Genomic DNA, 22,082 nt, shown 5'->3' with positions numbered 1-22,082 from the left:
TTTCCGGTCTTTTTCCCCAATGCCTTGATCACTGTGTGTAGGTGTCCCTCCAATAGCATGTGCTGTCGATCACAACGGTTCCCGGCGGGGAACAGACCGCGAAATTTCTCGCATAGCGAACACTCGTCGGTGCTGTCGTCGCCGGTGGCCGTCCTGGGCGTGACGCGGTTCACAACGGGATCGCGACCCGCATAACCAGGCCGCCTCCCTCACGCGGCTCGGCCACGATGACGCCTCCGTGCGCCCGTGCCACCGAACGCGCGATGGACAGTCCCAGTCCCACCCCCTTGTCACTTCCCGTCCGCTCGGTACGCAGACGCCGGAACGGCTCGAAAAGGTTGTCGATCTCGTACGCCGGAACGACCGGTCCGGTGTTCGCGACCACGAGCAGCCCCTGGCCGCCCTCCACGGCCGTGGAGACGTCGACCCAGCCGTTCTCCGCCACGTTGTACCGCACCGCGTTCTGTACCAGGTTCAGGGCGATCCTTTCCAGCAGCACGCCGTTTCCCTGGACGACCGCGCCGTCGAGCCGGGAGCGCAGCTCCACGCCCTTGCCCTGCGCCTCGGCGCGAGTCTGGTCGAGCGCCCGGGAGGCGGCCTCCGCCAGGTCCACCGGCTTGCGGTCCACGATCTCGTTGTCACTGCGGGCGAGCAGCAGCAGGCCCTCGACCAGTTGCTCACTGCGCTCGTTGGTGGACAGCAGCGTCTTGCCGAGCTGCAACAGGTCGGCCGAGGCGTCCGGATCGGAGAGCTGGACCTCCAGCAGCGTCCGGTTGATCGCCAGCGGTGTGCGCAGCTCGTGCGAGGCGTTGGCCACGAAGCGGCGCTGGGCGTCGAAGGATCTCTCCAGCCGGTCGAGCATCTCGTCGAAGGTGTCGGCCAGCTCCTTCAACTCGTCGTCCGGGCCGTCCAGCTCGATCCGGCGCTTGAGGTCGGAGCCGACCACGACCCGCGCGGTCCTGGTGATCCGCCCGAGCGGCGCGAGCACCCGCCCGGCCATCACGTAGCCGAAGACCAGCGCGACCACGGCCAGGCCGATCAGCGCCAGCAGCGAGCGCTTGAGCAGCACATTGAGCGCCGCCTCGCGCTGGACGGCCATGCACTGCGCCAGGGCGGAGTTGAAGCGCCCCGAATCCGTCTCGTTGATCAGGCTCGGGCAGGTGTTGCTGACGATGTTGACCCGGCCGCTGTTGACGGTGAACAGCGGCTCGCTGCCCTGGTGCAGGGCCTGGGCCGCCAGCAGATAGATGATCCACAGCAGCAGCACACCGGCGATCAGGAACATGCCGCCGTACAGGACGGTCAGCCGTATCCGGATGGTCGGGCGCAGCCAGGGCAGGGGGCTCTCGCCCGGCAGCGGGTCCCAGGGGGGCCTGGGCGGGGTCGGCGGGGCCGAGGGCGGTGCGGGCACGGGGGAGCCGGCGGAGGGATACGCCACGCGGATCAGATCCGGTAACCGGAACCGGGGACCGTCACGATCACCGGAGGCTCACCGAGCTTGCGGCGCAGTGTCATGACGGTCACCCGCACCACATTGGTGAACGGGTCGGTGTTCTCGTCCCACGCCTTCTCCAGCAACTGCTCGGCGGAGACCACCGAGCCCTCGCTGCGCATCAGCACTTCGAGGACCGCGAACTCCTTGGGCGCCAGATGCACCTCCGCGCCGTCCCTGAAGACCTCGCGGCGGTTGGGGTCGAGCTTGATGCCGGAGCGCTCCAGGACCGGCGGCAGGGCCGCGGTCGTACGGCGGCCCAGCGCGCGGACCCGCGCGGTCAGCTCGGTGAAGGCGAAGGGCTTGGGCAGATAGTCGTCCGCGCCCAGTTCAAGACCCTCCACCCGGTCGCTGACGTCACCGGCGGCGGTGAGCATCAGCACCCGGGTGGGCAGGCCGAGATCGACGATCTCGCGGCACACCTGGTCGCCGTGGACGACCGGGAGGTCGCGGTCGAGGACGACGACGTCGTAGTCGTTGACCCCGATCCGCTCCAGGGCGGCGCCGCCGTCGTAGACCACATCGACGGCCATCGCCTCGCGGCGCAGCCCGGTGGCAACCGCATCGGCGAGCAGTTGCTCGTCCTCGACGACCAGTACGCGCAAGGCGCTGTTCCTTCCAGAGCGGGGGGACATGAGCGGTCCTGCGGCGGCGCGGAGCCGCGGCCGGAACGGCATGAGCTGTGCGAATGCTCCACCATCCTGCACCGGAGGACCGTAAATCGGCGGTAAGGGAGCCGAGAGCGGAATATTCCTCCGGCCGACGGAGGTTTCCGCTCCGAAGCGGGTGGGCAAGACGACTGCACACCCACCCACCACGCCTCGCCACGCGTTTCCCTCGCGTGGTACCTGGCTTGACACACCCCGTGTCAACGACGACGACGAGGGGGCGCCTAATGGACGCGTTCACCACCGGAATCCTCCAGCGCATACACAGCACGGAGACCGATTTGCGCCGGGCCCGGGAGACAGGCGACGACTTCCTCGCCGACGTCGAGCAGGCGGAACTGGAAGACCTCCGCCGACTCGCGTCGGAGAACGGCGTGGACGTACGGCCGAAGGTCGCCTGATCCGCACCGGCTGACCCCGAGCCGCACGCCCCGGACACCTCACAGGTGCCGGGGCGTTCGCATGTCTACGCGCGGATATCAACCGCTCATCGGATGGTCGGCGTGACACGCGCTTGGAGCGCTGCGAGCCCTGCGGGGTCCTACGAACGCGGCGAGCGCCACGGTTCGGCCCGCCGGCCCGCCGGCCCCGCCGCCGTGTCGACGGCTCTAGTCGTGCCAGGCGCCCAAGCCGTCCAGCAGCTCCTGGAGCGGTTCGAAGAGGCCGCCGGGGGCCGCGACCGTCAGCTCACCCGAGGCGGGCTCTCCCGGCCGTCCACCGGTCAGCGCGCCCGCCTCGCGGGCGAAGAGCGCCCCGGCCGCGAAGTCCCAGGGGTTCAGGCCGCGCTCGAAGTACGCGTCCAGCCGCCCGCAGCCCACGTCCGCGAGGTCGATGGCGGCCGAGCCGCCGCGCCGGATGTCCCGGACCCGCGGCAGCAGGGCGCTCACCACCGTCGCCTGCGCCGCCCTGCGCTCGGACAGGTAGCCGAAGCCGGTGCCGACCAGCGCGTGCGAGAAGGCCGGGGCCGGACGGCAGCGGGCCCGCTCGCCGTTGACGAACGCGCCGCCGCCGCGTACCGCCTGGTACGTCTCGCCGCGCATCGGGGCGGCCACCACACCGGCGACCGCCTCGCCGTCCACCTCCGCGGCGATGCTCACCGCCCAGGACGGCAGGCCGTAGAGGTAGTTCACCGTGCCGTCGAGCGGGTCGATCACCCAGCGCACCCCGCTGGTGCCCTCGCTGCTCGCGCCCTCCTCGCCGAGGACGCCGTCGTCGGGGCGCAGACCGCTGATGTAGGACGTGATCAGCTTCTCGGCCGCGATGTCCATCTCGGTGACGACGTCGATCGGGCTGGACTTGGTGGCGGCCACGCCCAGGTCGGCGGGGCGGCCGTCGCGCAGCAGCTCACCGGCCCTGCGCGCGGCTTCCAGGGCGATCTCCAGCAGCGCGGCGGGCTCGGTCGACGACGCGTCGGGGGTGGGGCTCAACGGGGGGCTCCTTAGTCGGTTCCGGTCACAGCCGGTTTCCGGGCGGGGTCGGTACCTGTCGGTCGTGTCCCGCCGCCCGGCTCCGGTCGGTACCGGTCAGTCGGTTCCGGCGGCGGCGGGCAGCGGGGTCCTGGCCGGGCAGCAGCCCGCGGGACAGATGTCGGGGCTGGGGCCGAGCGCGCCCAGCGCGCAACGAGCCGGGGCCGCTCCCCGCTCGGTCGCGGCCCGCTCCAGCACCAGGTCGCGCACCGCGGCGGCGAAGCGCGGGTCGGCGCCGACGGTCGTGGCGCGGCTGACCGGCAGCCCCAGCTCCGCGGCCTTCGCGACGGCCTCGGTGTCCAGGTCGTACTTCACCTCCATGTGGTCGGAGACGAAGCCGATCGGCACCATGACGACCGCGGGCGCGCCCTGCGCGTGCGCCTGCTCGAGGTGGTCGCAGATGTCCGGCTCCAGCCACGGGATGTGCGGGGAGCCGCTGCGCGACTGGTAGACGAGCTGCCACGGCCGGTCGACGCCGGTCGCGGTGCGTACCGCGTCGGCGATCACCCGGGCGGTGTCCAGGTGCTGCGCGACGTACGCGCCGCCGTTGCCGTGGCCCTCGACCGGTCCCGAGGTGTCGGCGGCCGAGGTGGGGATCGAGTGCGTGGTGAAGGCGAGCCGGGCGCCGTCGCGTACGTCCGCGGGCAGCGCGTCCAGGGCGGCCAGCGTCGCCTCGGTCATCGGCTCGACGAAGCCGGGGTGGTTGAAGTAGTGCCGCAGCTTGTCCACCCGCGGCACCGGGTGGCCCTCCTGGGCCAGTACGGCCAGCGAGGCGGCCAGATTCTCGCGGTACTGCCGACAGCCGGAGTACGAGGCGTAGGCGCTGGTGGCCAGCACCAGGACCCGGCGGTGGCCCGCCCGCGCGATCTCCCGCAGGGCGTCGGTCAGATACGGCGCCCAGTTGCGGTTGCCCCAGTAGACCGGCAGGTCGAGGCCGTGCTCGGCGAAGTCCTTGCGGAGCGCGTCGAGCAGTTCGCGGTTCTGCGCGTTGATCGGGCTGACGCCGTCGAAGAGGAAGTAGTGCCGCCCGACCTCCTTCAGCCGCTCTTTGGGGATGCCCCGGCCGTGGGTGACGTTCTCCAGGAAGGGCACGACGTCGTCGGGTCCCTCGGGGCCGCCGAAGGAGAGCAGCAGCAGGGCGTCGTACGGGCCGGCGTCGTGGGGGTCGCGCTGAGGTGGCTGATCGGACATGTCATCGATCCTGCCACCCCGCGATGATCTCGCCGCGCTCCGCCTCCCCTGACGGGTGCGCGCGGTCACGCGGTGGCGGCCGCGCGCGCCTCCCGCGCGGTGGAATCCGGGGGCGCCGCGCGGCAAAATTCGGTTGCGCCGACTCGTAAGCTGTACGCGCCAGCTACGTTCCTTACCGAGAATTCGGCGACGCCGCCGGGAGCGCCCTTGTCCAGCCCCTATCGCGCGATCTTCACCGCTCCCGGCACCAAGGCGTTCTCCGCCGCCGGGCTGATCGGGCGGATGCCACTGTCCATGCTGGGCATCGGCATCGTGACGATGATCTCCCAGGTCACCGGGAGGTACGGGCTAGCGGGCGCGCTCGCCGCCGCGCTGGCCCTGTCGGGGGCGGCCATCGGGCCGCAGATCTCCCGGCTGGTCGACCGGTACGGACAGCGGCGGGTGCTGCGTCCCGCGAGCGCCGTGACGGTGCTGTCGGTGGCGGCCCTGCTGATCGCGGTGCGGGCCGGTTCGCCGGACTGGGTGTACTTCGTGTGCGCGGTCGGCGCGGGCTGCACGCCGAGCATGGGCGCCATGGTGCGCGCCCGCTGGTCGCGGATCCACCGCGGCTCTCCCGAACTCCTGCACACCGCCTACTCCTTCGAGTCGGTGGTGGACGAGATCGTCTTCATCCTCGGGCCGATCCTGTCGATCGGGCTGTGCACGGCCTGGTTCGCGGAGGCGGGCCCGCTGCTGGCCGCGGTCTTCCTGGGCACCGGCGTGCTGCTGCTGACCGCGCAGCACGCCACCGAGCCGCCGCCGCATCCGCGCGACCGCCTCTCGGACCGGTCGGTGCTGCGCGAGCCGGGGCTGCTGGTGGTCACCGGCGTCTTCGTCGGCACCGGGGCGCTGTTCGGCGCGGTCGACGTGGCCACCGTGGCCTTCGCTGACGAGCGCGGGCACAAGGCGCTGGCCAGTCTGGTGCTGGCGACGTACGCCCTGGGATCGTGTCTGGCCGGGCTGGTCTTCGGGCTGATGACCCCGCGCGGGACGCCCACCGGGAGGTTCCTGCTGGGCATCGCGTTGATGACAGTGAGTATGATCCCGCCACTACTGGTCGGAAACTTGCCGTTTCTGGCCGTGGCGCTGTTCTTCTCGGGCCTGACCATCGCTCCGACGATGGTGACCGCGATGGGCCTGATCGAAGGGTTGGTACCGCGGACGAAACTGACCGAGGGCATCACGTGGACCTCCACGGGGATGGCGGTCGGAGTCGCCGCAGGGGCCTCGGTGGCGGGTCGGGTGATCGACTCGCGCGGGGCGTCGGCGGCTTTCGCGGTGCCCGCCGCCTCGGCGGTCCTCGCCGTGGCGGTGGCGTTTCTCGGGTACCGCCGGCTCAAGCCGGCGCCGGAGCGGGAGGGGCCGCGCGATGAGCACGACGGGCAGTACGGCACGCACGACAAGCAGGGCCGAACAGAAGGCGTGGCGTAACTGGGCGGGGAACGTCTCCGCCCGGCCGGCGCGGGCCGTGGCGCCCGCCTCCGTGGGCGAACTGGCAGCCGTGCTGCGGCGGGCCGCCGAGGACGGCCTGCCGGTGAAGGCGGTCGGCTCCGGGCACTCCTTCACCGCCGCGGCGGCCACCGACGGGGTGCTGATCCGCCCCGAGGGGCTGACCGCGATCCGCGCCATCGACCGCGCGGCGGGCACCGTCACCGTCGAGTCGGGCGTCCAGCTCAAGCAGTTGAACGCGGCGCTGGCCGCCGAGGGCCTGTCGCTCACGAACATGGGCGACATCATGGAGCAGACGGTGGCGGGCGCCACCAGCACCGGCACGCACGGCACCGGCCGTGACTCCGGTTCGATCGCCGCCCAGATCACCGCGCTCGAACTGGTCACCGCCGACGGCTCGATGCTGACCTGCTCGGCCGAGGAGAACCCCGACGTCTTCGCCGCCGCCCGGATCGGGCTCGGCGCGCTCGGCGTGGTCAGCGCCGTCACCTTCGCCGTCGAGCCGGTCTTCCTGCTGACCGCGCGCGAGGAGCCGATGGCGTTCGACCGGGTGATGGCGGAGTTCGAGCAGCACGCCACGGAGAACGAGCACTTCGAGTTCTACTGGTTCCCGCACACCGACAGTTGCAACACCAAGCGGAACAACCGCAGCCAGGGCCCCGCCGCGCCCGTCCCCGCCGTACGCGGCTGGATCGACGACGAGCTGCTGTCCAACGGCGTCTTCCAGGCCGCCTGCGTCATCGGCAGGGCCGCGCCCGCCGTGATCCCCGGCATCGCCAAGCTCTCCAGCCGCGCCCTGTCAGCCCGTTCGTACACCGACATCCCGTACAAGGTCTTCACCAGCCCGCGCCGCGTGCGCTTCGTGGAGATGGAGTACGCGGTGCCGCGCGAGGCGGCGGTCGACGCGATCCGCGAGCTGAAGGCGATGGTCGAGCGGTCCGACCTGCGGATCAGTTTCCCGGTGGAGGTACGGGTCGCGCCCGCGGACGACATCGCGCTGTCGACGGCGTCCGGCCGGGACAGCGCGTACATCGCGGTGCACATGTACCGGGGCAGCCGCTACCAGGAGTACTTCACCGCGGTCGAGAAGATCATGACCGCGCGCGGCGGGCGTCCGCACTGGGGCAAGATGCACTCCCGCGACGCGGAATACCTCGCCTCGGCCTATCCGCGCTTCGGCGAATTCACGGCGCTGCGGGACCGGTTGGACCCGGACCGGCGGTTTGCGAACGACTACCTCCGGCGGGTGCTGGGCTCGTAGGGCCTGTCGGGGGGATCACGAACGGTCCCTTCGGTGCCTGGCACGCACGCCCGCCGCGTTGCCGGAGTACCCGAATAGTTCCGCTGTGCGGGCATCCCGGCGCCTTGCGCTCAGGGGGTCCCCCGGGACGGAGTCCGGGGGAGCACCAGGCACCGCCTGGACCGCCCATGATCCGCCGGACAGGCCCTAGTCGCTTCATGCGAGAAAGTCCGCATTTGCGCCCGGCGCGTAACCCTTTCGTGTGAGCCGTGCCACTCAACTGCCGCGCTCTTGGCCCAGATTCGACGGCGCGGCAGCGCACCCCGCTGGCCCAAATGGAGTACCGTGGCGAATCCTGGCTCCCGGTTGCCCGTCCGGGTGGTCGGTAGCTGGTCCGGAACGGCGGGAGGGGAGCCCGACGGCACTCGTCCCGGGGTGCCGCGATCGGTCACGCTGAGTGGCCAATCGACCACCGTCCCATAACGGCGTGTCACCGTGTCACCCCGACACGCCGGGTAACTCTGCAAGGTTGTGGCACGCTGCACCCGGGCAGGCCACACTCGTCCAACGGGAGCAGCGACGCACGTGACGTCGGCAGGCACCACCCGGGAGGTAACCGTGCCCGAACTGCGGGTTGTGGCCGTCAGCAATGACGGCACACGACTGGTGCTCAAGGCTGCCGACAGCACGGAATACACACTCCCCATCGACGAACGGCTGCGCGCCGCCGTCCGCAACGACCGGGCCCGTCTCGGACAGATCGAGATCGAGGTCGAGAGCCATCTGCGGCCCCGCGACATCCAGGCACGTATACGTGCGGGTGCGTCGGCGGAAGAGGTCGCGTCGATGGCCGGCATCCCGGTCGAGCGCGTACGGCGCTTCGAGGGCCCCGTCCTGGCCGAGCGCGCCTTCATGGCCGAGCGGGCCAGGAAGACGCCCGTACGCCGCCAGGGCGAGAGCACCGGCCCCCAGCTCGGCGAGGCCGTCGCCGAGCGGCTGTTGCTGCGCGGCGCCGAGAAGGACACCGTCCTGTGGGACTCCTGGCGCCGCGACGACGGCACGTGGGAAGTCCTCCTGGTCTACCGGGTGGCCGGTGAACCGCACTCCGCGAGCTGGACCTACGACCCGCCGCGCCGCCTGGTCGCGGCCGTCGACGACGAGGCCAGGGCGCTGATCGGTGAGAACGCCGCGCAGCAGGAGAGCACGAAGGAACCGAGCTTCCCCTTCGTGCCCAGGATCGCCCGCCTGCCGCGCGACCGGCCTCTCGACCGCGCCCTCGACCGGCAGTTGGAACGGCCCGACCGGCCGGACCGCGCCGACCGCGAGGCCCGTGAGGCCCGCGCCGAGGACCGGCCGGAGCCGGAGGAGCGCGACTCGCTGACCAGCCTGCTCGAAGCGGTGCCCAACTTCCGCGGCGACATGGTCGTGCCCGCGCCTCCGCCGGGCCCGCCGGGTCCTCCGGACGTCGTGCCCGCCGTGGAGCCGGAGGAGGAGACCGAGGAAGAGGCGGCTCCGGCCGCCAGCGCCGGGTCCGCCTACGCCGATGTCCTGATGCCGCGCGCCGTCGCCGGTCACCGCGACCGTCTGGTCGGCACCACCGACCGCCAGGCCGAGGCCGACGGGGTCCGCCCCGGACGCCGGGCCACGGTGCCGAGTTGGGACGAGATCGTGTTCGGGAGCAGGCGCAAGAAGCAGGAGTAGCGCGTGTGGCGCGCGGCTTCGACAGACCGGGAGCCGACGGCCGTAAGGGGCAGCCACCTTGGTGGCTGCCCCTTACGCGTTGTGCGGCGGCTCGCGCGTTACGGGGTCCCGTGCGGCCTGTACGGGGCCCCGTCGGGTCCGTACGGGATCTCGTCGGGCCGGTACGGGGTCCCGTCGGACCGCTGGGGTCAGCCCGGCTGGGGGCCGGTGGCGACCGGGTTGGCCGGGTCGGCGGACCATTCGCTCCAGGAGCCGACGTAGAGCGCGGCCGGGATCCCGGCCGCGGCGAGGGCGAGGACTTCGTGGGCGCCGGAGACCCCCGAGCCGCAGTAGACGCCCACTTCGGCGTCCGGCCCGGCGCCCAACCCGGTGAAGCGGTCGGTGAGTTCGGCGGCGGGCAGGAACCGCCCGTCGGCGCCGGTGTTCTGCGTGGTGGGTGCGTTGACGGCGCCGGGGATGTGCCCACCGACGCGGTCGATCGGCTCGGAGTCGCCGCGGTAGCGCTCGGGCGCGCGGGCGTCGAGGAGCACCCCGCGGCGGGCGAGGTCGGCCGCCCCGGCCGCGTCGAGCAACGGCAGGGCGCCGGTCGCGGGCGCGAAGTCCCCCGCGCCCTGCGCGGGTTCGTCCCGGCTCAGCGGGTGTCCGGCCGCGGTCCAGGCCGCGAGACCGCCGTCGAGGACGCGTACGCGGGTGTGCCCGGCCCAGCGCAGCAGCCACCACGCGCGGGCCGCGCCCCAGCCCTGCCAGTTGTCGTACACGACGACGTCCCGGTCGCCGCTCACCCCGGCCCGGCGCATGGCGGCGCCGAACTCCTCGGGGTCGGGCAGCGGGTGCCGTCCGCGGGCCCCTGCGGGCCCGGCCAGTTCGGCGTCCAGGTCGACGTACCGCGCGCCGGGTACGTGGCCTTCGAGGTAGGCGGGATGGCCGGGAGGGCCGCCGAGCTGCCAGCGCACATCGAGCACGGTGACGCCGTCCCGCTCGGCGGCGGACGCGAGTTCGGTCACGGAGATGAGGGGTTCCATACGCACATTGTGGTCGACCGGTCGTAGCCGCCGTACGGCGGGACACCGTACGGCAACAGCCGCGAAACGGAAGCGACATGACATTTCGGTTGCCGCGCGGCACCAGGGTGATGAATGCGGCGCGGTCACGGCACGCGCCGCTCCGGGTGGTGCGACGATCGGCTGTGCCACACCATTCCCGACCGGCGGGGCACGCCGTGCGGGCTGCCCGCCAGGAGACCGTAGCCATGACCGAGGTACCGAACCGTCGCCCACCTGGCACCCCTTGCTGGGTCAGCCTCATGGCGCACCGGGCCGACCTTGCGCAGAGTTTCTACGGCGCGCTGTTCGGCTGGGAGTTCGTACCGGGACCGCCGCAACTGGGCACGTACGCCCTCGCCGAGCTGGACGGCCGCCGCATCGCGGGCATCGGCGAGGGGGCGCCCGAGCCGCACCGGCCGGTCGCCTGGACCACGATGCTCGCTTCCGACGACGTCGACGAGACCGCGGAACTCGTCCGCGAATGCGGGGGCACCGTCGGCATCGGCCCCCTCCAGGTCAACGACGAAGGACGGCTCGCCCTCGCCGTCGACCCCTCGGGTGCCGTCTTCGGCGTCTGGCAGGGCGGACTCCTCGGCGGCGCCGAGGCCACCGGCGAGCCCGGCACCCTCGCCTGGAGCGAGTTGGTGACGCGGGACGCGTCGCTCGTCGGCAAGTTCTACGAGGCCGTCTTCGGCCTCGAGGCAGAAGACGCCGCTTCCGACTCCGACGACGTCCTGCTCCGGGTCGGCGGCCACCCCGTCGCCACGATCCACGGCGTCGGCTCCCGCGTCCCGCGCGACCGCGGCGCCCACTGGACGACCCACTTCTCCGTGGCGGACGTCGACGCCGCCGCCGCCCGCGTCACGGCTCTCGGCGGCCACGTCATCCACCCCGCCCACCCGTCCCCCCACGGCCGCACCGCCACCCTCACCGACCCCGAAGGCGCCCCCTTCACCCTCCAGAGCCCGCCGTGAGCCGTTCTCAGGGGCCGGAGGGAAGCCGGTCACATGGGCATGCAGACGTCCTCGTGGAACCGGCCCGCCGCTGATCCGGCGGAGGGCGTCTGCCCGGCGAAGGCGTGGGCGCTGACGGTGTGGCCGCCGCGCGGAGCTGAATTCGCTTCCGCGGTCTGTCCCGACAAGGTGAATATGACCAAGCCGACGACAATGGCGGCAAGCTTGACCCGCATGTGTGATTACCCTCTGATCGATTTGACTGTCAGAGGGCAGAGCTTGCTGTCTCCGCCGCCACGTTCACAAGAGATCCTTAAGGGATGGCATATGCCAATCTGGGATGCCGGAAGAAGGCGCGCGGTGCGCTATCATGCTTCTCTCTGCCAGTGATTTGACCGAGGTCGGTCAATCCTGATCAGGGTTTCGCGAATTCGCTCTGCCGCCATGTCGTTGAATGGCTCGAACAGCGCGAGTGCGCGCCGCCACAGGCCCTGTGCCTCCTCCGGACGCCCGTCGTCGAGGAGCAGGCCGGCGAGCGCGTCGCAGGCGAGCGCTTCTTCGTCCGGTACACGGATGCGGAGGGCCACTGTGGCCGCCGCCTCCAAGTACTCCCGCGCTTTTCCGAGTTGGCGGGCCGCGCCCGCGGCGATACCGAGCCCGCGGAGCGCGGCGGCCTCGTCGTCGCCGACGCCCAGTTCACGAGCCAGGCGGAGTGCGGCGTCGTGATGGATGGCGGCCTCCGCGTGGCGGCCCGCTTCCCGGTACGCGGTCCCCAGTCCGTTGAGCGCGCTCGCCTCGTTCTTGCGGTCCCCGAGACGGCGGAAGGCGACCAGGGAGGAGGTGTGCATGTCGACGGCGGCGTCGAATTCCTCGGGAATTCTCATGGTGGTCGCGATATTCATGCGGATGGTCGCCCGGTCGGCCTCGCTCCCGGAATCGATGTTCAAGGCGAGCGCTTCCTGGAAGGCGATTCTCGCGGATTCGATGTCACCTGCCCGGCGCCGAAGGTCTCCGATATTACTCAGTAATCTGGATTCCAGACGCAAGTCGCCCAATTGGCGCATGTCCTGAAGCGAGCGGGTGAATGATTCCAACGCGTTCCTGTGGTCACCCATGTGGAGATAGGCGATCGCCAGATTGTTCAGAGTCCTGGCCCGGTTCCACCGGTCGTCGCCCCTCAGTTCCAGCGATTCCTTGAGGATGGTCACCGCCGCCTCGCACTCACTCACATGCCAGTGCAGAACGCCGAGTTGGTTGAGCGCCTCGGCTGTGGTCGCGTCGTCACCGGCGTCGCGGGCCAGGGCGAGGGCGCGCTCGGCCGCTTCTGCGGACCGCGGGTACTTGCTGGCGCGGGCGTGGACCGCCGCGAGGGAGAGAAGGGCGCGGGACTCGGCTCGGGGGGAGGCGGAAGCGTTCCAGTGGGCGACCGCTGCCTGGTGCATGACGACCGCCTCGTGCCAGTAGCCCTCGGACTCGGCGAAGTCGGCCAGTGCGTGCGCGAGCCACGCGGCTTCGGCGGTGTGGCCCACCCGACGCGCGTGCTGCTCGATGGAGAGCAGGCACTCCATCTCCTCGTCGAGCCAGCCGTGGGCCGCGGCGGCGTCCGGGAAGGTGGGGACGAACACCTGGTGGGCCGGTGCGGGCAGGTCGAGGCGGAAGCGGTGCGGGCGCAGCAGGCGGTCGGCGCGGTCGGCGGTCCGCAAGGCGTACTCGGTGAGACGCAGAAGCGCGTCGGCGTTGGCCGCCTTCTCCGACTCGGCCAGCAGCGTGGCGTACTCGGCGAGCAGGTCGTGGAAGCGGTAGCGGTTCGCCCGCGGTTCCTGCAGGAGATGGCACTCCAGCAGGTCCTCGATCAGCCGCTCGGTGCGGTCCAGCGGTTCGTCGATGATCGCGGCGGCGGCGTACGCGCCGAAGTCGGGGCCGGGATGGAGGCTGAGGCGGCGGAAGGCGGCACGCTGTGGTGCGGACAGCGCGTTGTAGGAGAGTTCGAATGCGGCGGCCATCTCCTGGTGGCCGTCCCGTATTTCGAGCAGACCACCGGGTCGGCGGGACAGGCGCTCGATGAGATGGCCGAGATTCCAGGAGGGCCGTGCCTTGAACCGGCTGGCCACGATTTCCACCGCGAGCGGCAGCAGCGCGCAGCGCTTGACCACTGCCTCGATCTTGACCGTGTCATTCGCGCGTTCCGGTCCGACAAGCCGCCGGAACAGGCCGATCGCGTCGTCGAGCGGGAGAACATCCACGAACATCGGCCGTGCGGACGGGAGTTCGGTGAGGCGGTGTCTGCTGGTGATCAGTACGAGTGAGGCGCTGTCGTCCGGAAGAAGCGGTACGACCTGCTCCGAATTCTGTGCGTCGTCGAGGACGATGACCGCACGTTTTCCCGTGAGAACCGTCCGCCACAGCGCGGTACGTTCCGGAAGATCGTGCGGAATCTCACCCGGCGGGATACCGAACGCGCGCAGGAGCGCGGTCAGTCCCGCCTCGGGCGTCATCGGCGGCCGGGACGCCGAGTGGGTGTGGAGGTCGATGAAGATCTGCCCATCCGGGTACCGGTCGCCGAGCCGGTAGGCGGCATGGAGCGCCAGCGCGCTCTTGCCGACGCCCGCCATGCCGGAGATGGCCTCGATGGTGATGACCGATCCCGCGGTCCCGAGCGCCGCGTCCGCGGTGAGAAGGCGGTTCAGTTCGCCTTCCCGGCCGACGAGTTGCTGGCGGCGGGGCAGATTGCGCGGGCCGCGGACGGCGGGTGATCCCGTGGACTCCTCCGGGCGCAGATCGGGGACGAGTTCGCGCAGCGGAGCCTGGCGGAGAATCAGGCCGTGGGTGTGGGTGAGGCGTTCGCCGGGGTCGGTACCGAGCCGGTCCTGGAGCAGCCGCCTGGTGCGTTGGAACGCCGCGAGCGAGTCGGCGTGCCGGCCGCTTCCGTAGAGCGCCACCATCAGGTGCCGGGCCAGCGTCTCGTCCATGGGATGGGCCTCGGTCAGCTCCGTCAGTTCGGATACCACGTCAGCGAACTGCCCTAGCCTCATGCGCAGTTCGAGCTTTGCGTGGGTCGCCATGAGCCGGCGTTCCGCCATCGCGGTACGCGCCGCGTGCGCCCAGACCCCGGGCAGTCCCGCCAGGGCCTCGCCGACCCACAGGCTCTCCGCGCCCTCGAACAGGGCCAAGGCTCGGGCGTCCCTCTCCGCGTCCTGGCCGGGGCCTGAACCGGTGCCCGCCGCCGCACCGGTCTCCGGGTCGTGGACGGCCCTGGCGTCGCCGGACAGCCGCAGATACCGGTGCCAGTCGATGATCTCCGGATCGGCTTCCAAGGTGTACGAATGCGCGCGCAGCGTGATGACGGCGTCAGGGCGCCGGCCGGTCGCTTCGGCCGCGTCCCGTATGACGCGGCGCAGCCGGGAGATGTAGGTGTGGAGATTCGCGCGCGCGTGCTCCGGGGGTTCCTCGTCCCACAATCGGGTCGCCAGGACATCGCGGGCGACCGGCCGACCGACGTCCAGGGCGAGTGACGCGAGGAGACAGCGTTCGCGGTCGGATCCGAGTCGCGGGACAGTCCCGTTCGCTGATAACTCGACCGCCCCCAGGAGATGAATCTCCATCGTCGCCCCCACCCGTCACACCGTCTCGAAATGTGAGCATGACACGACGGTGCGTCACCGTGCCATACCACCCCGGCCCGTTGCAGGGCGGAAATAGCTCATACTGTGCGCGGGTGACAACTTCATCTGATATATGCGGCCAGTTGGAGCGACGGGGGACCGAACCGTGGACGCGATCACTCTCGACGCCATCGAAGGGGCATTGAGCCGCGCGAGTACGACGGCCCGTGCCACGGCCGCCGCCCTCTTACCGGACCCGCCCCCCGAGTTACCGGATCAGGCGACCGGCGAGGGCGGGTTGGCGCGGGCACTGCTGGACGCGGTCTCAAGGAATCCGGCGCTCCTTCGCGACCTGGCCCACTGGATGGCGGTGGTGGAGGCCGAGGCGCCGCGCGAGGTCTCGACCGTCCGCGTCGACCACCGCAACACGGTCGTCGGCGGCGACCACCGGGCGGGTATCGTCCAGGCCGGCACGGTCGGCGACATCCACTGGCACGCGGCGCCCGCTTCCGTGCCCGTAGCGCTGCCTGTGCCGCGGCAGTTGATCGCGGGGCCTCGGCGGCTCGCGGGCCGCGAACGCGATCTCGAGGCGCTGGACGCGTTGCGCCTCGGCGCGGAGCGGCGGGACGGCCCCTTGGTGGCCGTCGTCAACGGGCCCGCCGGTGTGGGCAAGACGGCTCTGGTGTCGTACTGGCTGCGAGCGCAGGCCGACGACTTCCCCGACGGGCAGCTCTACGCCGACCTGCGCGGGCACGCCCCCGAAGGCCCTGCCGATCCGTCGGAGGCGCTGGGCATGTTCCTGCGGGCCTTCGGGATGAACTCGATACCTTCCGATCTCGCGGAGGCCGCCGCGCTGTGGAGGTCGGTCACCGCGGGCCGACGCCTGATCCTCATGCTGGACAACGTCATCTCCGCGGCGCAGGTCAGGCCCCTGCTGCCGGGCGCGGAGCCGAGCATCGTCGCGGTCACCAGCCGAAGGCGGCTGACCGGCTTGGGGCTTGAGGGCGCCGTTTTCCAGCCTCTCGGCTTCCTCGACGACGACGCGTCCGCCGAGATCCTGCGCCAGCGGCTCGGCGCGCGGCGGGTCGCCGCCGAACCCGCCGCCGCCCGCCGCGTGGTGGACCGGTGCGGCGGCCTGGCACTCGCGGTCTGCGTGGCCGCCGCACGGATGGCCGCCCGCCCGGGACAGCCCCTGGCCGCGACCGCGGAGGCGCTGGACCGCGGGGCGGAACGGCTGACCGTGCTGCGCGTCGGAGAGGGGATCGCCGTGCAGAGCGCCCTCGATGCCTCCTACCGGTTCCTCAGAGAGGATTCCGCGGCCCTGTACCGGTTGCTCGGGGTGCTGCCCTTCGCCGAGTTCACCCCGGAACTCGCGGCGGCGGCGGCCGGTCTCGGCCGTACCGACGCCGAACGGCGGACCGACGCGCTGGCGGAGGTGAGCCTGCTGGAGGAACTCGGCGACGAACGGCACCGCTTCCACGACTTGGTGCGCCTGCACGCCCGCGGCCTCGCGGAGGCGCGCGACCCGGAGCCGGTCCGGACGGCCGCCGTACGCCGGGCGCTGGAGTGGTACCTGGCGACGGCGACGGCCGCGGAGGAGCTGATCAGCCCGTCCCACCGCACCCTGGACCGCGACTACGAATTCCCGCCGGACGCGGAGCCGGGACCCCGTTTCGTCACCGAGAAGGCGGCGCTCGGGTGGCTGGGGCGGGAGCAGCGCCACCTCATGACCGCTCTGCGCACGGCCCTGGACGCGCGGTGGAACGGTCTGGCCTGGCAGCTCGCCGACGCGATGTGGCCGCTCTTCCTGCGGCTGCGCCCGTACGACCTGTGGGTGGAGGCGCACCGGCTGGGGCTCGACGCGGCGCGCCGGGACCGGCACGCGCAGGGGGAGCTGCGAATGCTGACGTCCGGCGGGGCGGGGCTGCGTAACTCGGGCCACCCGGAGGAGGCCGTGCTCTGGTTCGGCCAGGCGCTGGACCTGGCGCGCCTGCACGGCGACCGGTACATGGAGGCCCAGGCTCTGCACGGCATCGGGCAGTCGTACCACCTGGCGGGACGGCTGGACGAGGCCGTGGGACCGTTCGCCGAAGCGCTGGGGATCAGGGAAGCGATCGGCTACCGCAGAGGGGCGGCGCTGTCCCGGCTGTGCCTCGGCGATGTCGCGCTCTCCGGAGGGCGGCCGGGCGACGCGGTCGAGCCGCTGCGCCGGGCACGGGCCGACCTGCTCACGGCGTCGGACCCGTACGACGCCGCCAGGGCGCTGGCGCTGCTCGGCCGTGCGCTCGGCGAGGTCGGTGAGACCGACCTCGCCGAACGCCATCTGCGCAAGGCGGCGGAGGAGTTCCGCGACCGCGGCTCCGCGCACTGGGAAGCACGGTCGTGGGAACTGCTCGGCCTCCTGTACCGGCGGTCGGACCGCCCGGACGACGCCCGGCAGGCGTTCGAGCGGTCACTGGGGCTCTACGAGAGCGTCGGCGCCCCGGACGCGGACCGTCTGACCGAGCGCGTCGCCCACTCCGGCGGCGCTACCGGCACCTCGCCACCCGAGTCCCCAGCCCTGTCGTCCGACGGGCCCCCCGGCCCCGGCGCGAACTGAACCGAGCCGAGGCCGTGCACGAGCAGCCCCACCGGCAGGTCCACCGGAAGGCGGGCCACCAGCCAGGCGTGCAGGAGTGAGCCGACCGCCGCGACCGCGGGCCACGCGCCCGCGGTTCGCAGGCCCGCCCGCGCCGTCAGCGCCAGCGGGGGAGCGGTGGCACAGACCGCCACGCAGCGACCCTGCCCGTACCCCACGCAGACCACCCGCGCTCCGGGACTCCCGCGGAGCACCGCCCCGGCCCGATCGGCCGCGGCGGCCATGGTGGCGGCTTCCTCGGCGTCCCACAGGACGTCGGCGCAGTGCCGCCAGTGGGCATCGTGCCCGCCGTCCAGCCGGGCGCTCACATGCTCGTCGGTGAAGGCGGCGAACGGCGGGGAACCGGCGTCATCGGGCCGGGGAATCCGCAGCATCACCCGTACCTGACGGTGGCCGGACGGCGTCACCACGTGTCACCTCCCCGTACCGTCGCGGTCGGCAGCGGCTCCGGAAGCGGCAGCCGTCTGGTGGACGGCTCGTGCGCGGGTTCGCCCAGTCCCAGGAACCGGTACAGCAGACCTCTCATGTTCTGGTTGAAGCGGCCGGGCTCCGAGGAGATCCGGGTGGAGATGTCGCGGTACGCCCTCGGTTCGTACCGGCCCTCGGCGTAGGCGAGTTGACGGGACAGCGGGTGGGTCGGCGACAGGGCGGGCGCCACGGTCGCCAGCACCGCGGCGGGCGAATGGGGATTGACGTCCTGCTCGACGAATCTGGCCATCACGATCGGGACGTCGCACATCGTCGCGTAGAGCGTCACGGATCCGTGGTCGCCGATGACGAAGTCCGAGGCGATCACCAGCGGGCGCCAGTCGGTTTCCGGGCCGATGAGCGGGACGGCGCCCAGACCGTTGTCCGTGAGCCAGGCCCGCACCTGCCAGCCGCCGTGCCCGGCCCACACATTGGGATGCAGCAGCAGGGCCTTGCGGTAGCCGTCCTCCGGGGCCAGTTCGGTCAGCAGGCGCGGCAGCAGTGCCTCCAGCCGGTTGAAGCTCGACCCGAGGCCCCAGGTGGAACAGACCAGCACCAGCTTCTCCCCGTCCCGCAGGCCCAGCGCCCTGCGGTACTCGTCCCGGCGCCCCAGGCTGCGCGCGATCCGGTCGTAGGAGGCGTCCCCGACCACCTCGGCGATGGGCAGCGCCTCGGGGCAGGACCGCGACAGCAGCGCCAGGTCGTCGCGGTGGGCGAGCGCGTACGCGCAGGGCACGACGCGGTCGCCCCACATCAGGTAGTTCCTGCCGAGCCCGCCGACAGCGCGCTGCGGCCCGTCGCCCGGACGGGACAGCTTCATGTGGCCCGCCCCGTGCGGGACACGGACCAGGGGACCGCGCAGCCGCTCCATCCCCTGGGAGCCCGCGGCGAGGACGAGGTCGAATTCGGTGGCGACCGCCTTGGCCCAGGGCAGCACCTGGGCGTCCAGGGCCTCGAGGAAGCGGCGAACTCCCGGATTGAAGGCGTGCGGTGCCATCGTGAACATCACGTGGACCCGCAGATCGGAGCGGAGCAGCTCGAACACGTCCTGGAGCCGTTGCCCGTAAACCAGGGTGTGGACCACGACCAGGACCTTTTTGCAGCCGGACAGTGTGGCCCACTGTCCGGGATCGCGTATGACCGGGCCACTCGGCCCGCTCACCGTTGACATGGGTGAAACCCCCCGTCGGAACGACGTTCAACGACCGGTGCCCGGCCGCAGGAAGCGGCTTGCCCGGGGCGTCTGGCGGAAGGCATGCCAAACCCTTGCCGAAACCTTGCCCGGCAGGCCGGGGGACGGGCGGACTTGGGACCCGGGGGGAGCGAACGGGCCGCGACGGCGCGAAGTCCGCGCCCGGCGCAGCGTTCTCCGGGTCACGCTCGCGACAACGGCCCGGCCCCGCTCCGGGCGTCAAGACGCCGTCAAGGTCGCCCCGGCGGTGGCCGCGCGCCCGGAATATCCCGTTGCGCGGTTCTAGAGTCGGAGGGTGCGCCTGCCGGGCCGTCCGGGCGAAGGGGGCGGCGGAGCGGGACGATGGAGACATGGCACGCGGGAAGCTGCGCATTTATCTGGGGGCGGCACCTGGTGTGGGGAAGACCTACGCCATGTTGTCGGAGGCGCATCGGCGTGCGGAGCGCGGTACGGACGTGGTGGTCGGGTACGTGGAGCACCACAGGAGGCCGCGGACCGAGGTGATGCTGGCGGGCCTGGAGGAGATCCGGCGCAAGGAGATCGACTACCGGGGGACCGTGTTCACGGAGATGGACGTGGACGCGGTGCTGGAGCGGGCGCCCGAGGTGGTGCTGGTCGACGAGCTGGCGCACACCAATGTGCCCGGGTCGCGGAACGCGAAGCGGTGGCAGGACGTCGAGGAGCTGCTGAAGGCCGGGATCCACGTGGTCTCGAACGTCAACATCCAGCACCTGGAGTCACTCGGTGACGTGGTGGAGTCCATCACCGGGGTGAAGCAGCGCGAGACGGTGCCGGACGAGGTGGTGCGCAGGGCCGACCAGATAGAGCTGGTCGACATGTCGCCCCAGGCGCTGCGCCGCCGGATGGCGCACGGCAACATCTACGCCCCCGACCGGGTCGACGCGGCGCTGTCCAACTACTTCCGCCCCGGCAATCTGACCGCGCTGCGCGAGCTGGCGCTGCTGTGGACCGCGGACCGGGTCGACGAATACCTCCAGCAGTACCGGGCCGACCACCGGATATCGGCCGCGTGGCAGGCCAGGGAGCGGATCGTGGTCGGCCTGACCGGCGGCCCCGAGGGCCGCACGCTGCTGCGGCGGGCGGCCAGGATGGCCGCCAAGGGCTCGGGCAGCGAGATCCTGGCCGTGCACATCGTGCGCAGCGACGGCCTGGTGTCCGGCTCGGCCAAGGAACTGGCCGTCCAGCGGGCCCTGGTCGAGGACCTGGGCGGATCCTTCCACCACGTCATCGGCGATGACGTGCCGGACGCGCTGCTGGACTTCGCGCGCGGCGTCGACGCCACCCAGATCGTGCTCGGCACAAGTCGCCGCAAGGCGTGGCAGTACGTGTTCGGGCCAGGCGTCGGCAGCACTGTGGCCCGCGACTCCGGCGACATCGACGTCCACATCGTCACCCACGAGCACGCCGCCAAGGGCCGCGGACTGCCCTCCGCGCGGGGCGCGAAACTCGGCCGCTCCAGGGTCGTGGCGGGCTGGCTGACCGGCGTCGCGGGCCCCGTACTGCTCGCGGTGCTGCTCACCCGCTGGCACCCCGGCATGAGCCAGGCCACCGAGATGCTGGTCTTCCTGACCATGACGGTCGCCGCGGCCCTGATCGGCGGACTGCTGCCCGCGCTGGCCGCGGCCCTGGTCGGCTCGCTGCTGCTCAACTACTACTTCACGCCGCCGACGCACTCCTTCACCATCGCTCAGCCAGAGAACATCATCGCCATCGCGATCTTCATCGTCGTCGGCGCCGCCGTCGCCTCCGTGGTGGACCTGGCCGCCCGCCGCACCCAGCAGGCCGCGCGGCTGCGCGCGGAGGCCGAGATCCTGTCGTACCTGGCGGGCAGCGTCCTGCGCGGCGAGAGCTCGCTCGAAGCGCTGCTGGAACGGGTCAGGGAGACCTTCGGCATGGACGCCGTGGTGCTGCTGGAACGGGACGACGAGCACGCGGCCTGGCACTGCGCCGCGAGCGTCGGCAGCACCCCCTGCGTACGGCCCGAGGACGCCGACGTGGAGGTGCCCGTCAACGACCGGCTCACCCTCGCGCTCACCGGCCGCGTCCTGCCCGCCTCCGACCGCCGCGTGCTGTCCGCGTTCGCCGCGCAGGCCGCCGTGGTGCTGGACCGCAAGCGGCTGACCGACGAGGCGGCCAAAGCCAGGGAGCTGGCCGAGGGCAACCGGATACGTACGGCCCTGCTGGCCGCCGTCTCGCACGACCTGCGCACCCCGCTCGCCGGGATCAAGGCGTCGGTGTCCTCGCTGCGCTCCGCGGACGTCGCCTGGTCGCCGGAGGACGAGGCGGAACTGCTGGCCGGGATCGAGGACGGCGCCGACCGCCTGGACCACCTGGTGGGCAATCTCCTGGACATGTCACGGCTCCAGACCGGCACCGTCTCCCCGCTGATCCGCGAACTCGACCTGGACGAGGTGGTGCCGATGGCGCTCGGCGGCGTCCCCGAGCAGAGCGTCGCCCTCGACATCCCCGAAACGCTCCCGATGGTCGCCGTCGACCCCGGCCTGCTGGAGCGCAGCGTCGCCAACGTCGTCGAGAACGCCGTCAAGTACAGCCCGGAGAACGAGAAGGTGCTGGTCGCCGCCAGCGCGCTCGGCCACCGCGTCGAACTGCGCGTGGTCGACCGCGGCCCCGGCGTACCCGAGAGCGCCAGGGACCACATCTTCGAGCCGTTCCAGCGGTACGGGGACGCGCCGCGCGGCAACGGGGTCGGCCTCGGCCTCGCGGTGGCGCGCGGCTTCGTCGAGGCGATGGGCGGGACACTGGTCGCCGAGGACACACCCGGCGGCGGCCTCACGATGGTGCTGACGCTGCCCGCCGCGCACGGGGTCCCCGGAGCGCCCGGCGTTCCCGACCGGCCCGCCACGGCCGTCTCATGACCGAGCAGAAGAGCGCACAGAAGAGCGAACAGAAGAGGACGCA

General features: G+C 71.9%; 15 protein-coding genes. 7 read left to right on the top strand and 8 right to left on the bottom strand.

The window, feature by feature from the left end:
* Positions 1-169: 169 nt before the first annotated feature.
* Positions 170-1,438, bottom strand: a complete 1,269-nt coding sequence (locus ACFZBB_RS10975) for an ATP-binding protein (RefSeq protein WP_391120013.1) — start codon at positions 1,436-1,438, stop codon at positions 170-172.
* 5 nt (positions 1,439-1,443) lie between these two features.
* Positions 1,444-2,097 (bottom strand): response regulator transcription factor, encoded by a 654-nt coding sequence (locus tag ACFZBB_RS10970; protein WP_188282025.1) that lies wholly within the window; start codon positions 2,095-2,097, stop codon positions 1,444-1,446.
* A 290-nt stretch (positions 2,098-2,387) separates the two neighbouring features.
* Between ACFZBB_RS10970 and ACFZBB_RS10965 the strand changes: the two genes are divergently transcribed.
* Positions 2,388-2,561, top strand: a complete 174-nt coding sequence (locus tag ACFZBB_RS10965; protein WP_188282026.1) for a hypothetical protein — start codon at positions 2,388-2,390, stop codon at positions 2,559-2,561.
* Between the two features lie 207 nt (positions 2,562-2,768).
* Here the strand turns inward: ACFZBB_RS10965 and ACFZBB_RS10960 are convergent, their stop codons facing one another.
* Both ACFZBB_RS10960 and ACFZBB_RS10955 read right to left on the bottom strand, forming a co-directional pair.
* Positions 2,769-3,587, bottom strand: coding sequence for an inositol monophosphatase family protein (locus ACFZBB_RS10960; RefSeq protein WP_391120010.1), 819 nt, complete (start codon positions 3,585-3,587; stop codon positions 2,769-2,771).
* Between the two features lie 96 nt (positions 3,588-3,683).
* On the bottom strand, positions 3,684-4,817 hold the full coding sequence (locus ACFZBB_RS10955) for a ferrochelatase (protein ID WP_391120008.1): 1,134 nt from the start codon (positions 4,815-4,817) through the stop codon (positions 3,684-3,686).
* 207 nt (positions 4,818-5,024) lie between these two features.
* Between ACFZBB_RS10955 and ACFZBB_RS10950 the strand changes: the two genes are divergently transcribed.
* The 3 genes from ACFZBB_RS10950 (at position 5,025) to sepH (ending at position 9,246) form a co-directional block, all read left to right on the top strand.
* Positions 5,025-6,287 (top strand): MFS transporter, encoded by a 1,263-nt coding sequence (locus ACFZBB_RS10950; RefSeq protein ID WP_391120006.1) that lies wholly within the window; start codon positions 5,025-5,027, stop codon positions 6,285-6,287.
* A complete protein-coding gene (locus tag ACFZBB_RS10945) occupies positions 6,226-7,566 on the top strand; it encodes a D-arabinono-1,4-lactone oxidase (protein ID WP_391120004.1) in 1,341 nt (446 codons plus the stop codon). Before ACFZBB_RS10950 ends, ACFZBB_RS10945 begins: the two co-directional genes overlap by 62 nt.
* A gap of 564 nt (positions 7,567-8,130) precedes the next feature.
* Positions 8,131-9,246, top strand: coding sequence for a septation protein SepH (gene sepH / locus ACFZBB_RS10940; RefSeq protein WP_391120001.1), 1,116 nt, complete (start codon positions 8,131-8,133; stop codon positions 9,244-9,246).
* 188 nt (positions 9,247-9,434) lie between these two features.
* Here sepH and ACFZBB_RS10935 read toward each other — a convergent pair whose 3' ends face one another.
* Positions 9,435-10,268 (bottom strand): rhodanese-like domain-containing protein, encoded by an 834-nt coding sequence (locus ACFZBB_RS10935; protein WP_391119999.1) that lies wholly within the window; start codon positions 10,266-10,268, stop codon positions 9,435-9,437.
* A gap of 227 nt (positions 10,269-10,495) precedes the next feature.
* Between ACFZBB_RS10935 and ACFZBB_RS10930 the strand changes: the two genes are divergently transcribed.
* Positions 10,496-11,263 (top strand): VOC family protein, encoded by a 768-nt coding sequence (locus tag ACFZBB_RS10930; RefSeq protein WP_391119997.1) that lies wholly within the window; start codon positions 10,496-10,498, stop codon positions 11,261-11,263.
* Between the two features lie 29 nt (positions 11,264-11,292).
* On the opposite strand, the gene ACFZBB_RS10925 is transcribed toward ACFZBB_RS10930, so the two are convergent.
* Positions 11,293-11,478, bottom strand: a complete 186-nt coding sequence (locus tag ACFZBB_RS10925; protein ID WP_391119995.1) for a hypothetical protein — start codon at positions 11,476-11,478, stop codon at positions 11,293-11,295.
* Positions 11,479-11,610: 132 nt separating this feature from the next.
* Positions 11,611-14,844, bottom strand: a complete 3,234-nt coding sequence (locus tag ACFZBB_RS10920) for a tetratricopeptide repeat protein (protein ID WP_391119993.1) — start codon at positions 14,842-14,844, stop codon at positions 11,611-11,613.
* Between the two features lie 166 nt (positions 14,845-15,010).
* Here ACFZBB_RS10920 and ACFZBB_RS10915 point away from each other — a divergent pair, with 166 nt between their 5' ends.
* Entirely contained in the window at positions 15,011-17,443 is a 2,433-nt protein-coding gene (locus tag ACFZBB_RS10915; RefSeq protein WP_391119991.1) for a tetratricopeptide repeat protein, read from the top strand.
* 442 nt (positions 17,444-17,885) lie between these two features.
* On the opposite strand, the gene ACFZBB_RS10910 is transcribed toward ACFZBB_RS10915, so the two are convergent.
* The gene (locus ACFZBB_RS10910) at positions 17,886-19,034 is read right to left on the bottom strand and encodes a hypothetical protein (protein WP_391119989.1); all 1,149 of its coding nucleotides are present in this window, start codon (positions 19,032-19,034) and stop codon (positions 17,886-17,888) included.
* A gap of 458 nt (positions 19,035-19,492) precedes the next feature.
* Here ACFZBB_RS10910 and ACFZBB_RS10905 point away from each other — a divergent pair, with 458 nt between their 5' ends.
* Positions 19,493-22,039, top strand: a complete 2,547-nt coding sequence (locus ACFZBB_RS10905; RefSeq protein WP_391119987.1) for a DUF4118 domain-containing protein — start codon at positions 19,493-19,495, stop codon at positions 22,037-22,039.
* The last annotated feature ends 43 nt before the right edge of the window (positions 22,040-22,082 follow it).

It is taken from the genome of Streptomyces sp. NPDC008139, assembly GCF_042957025.1.
Classification (GTDB): domain Bacteria; phylum Actinomycetota; class Actinomycetes; order Streptomycetales; family Streptomycetaceae; genus Actinacidiphila.
This window is presented reverse-complemented; position numbering and strand designations above follow the sequence as displayed.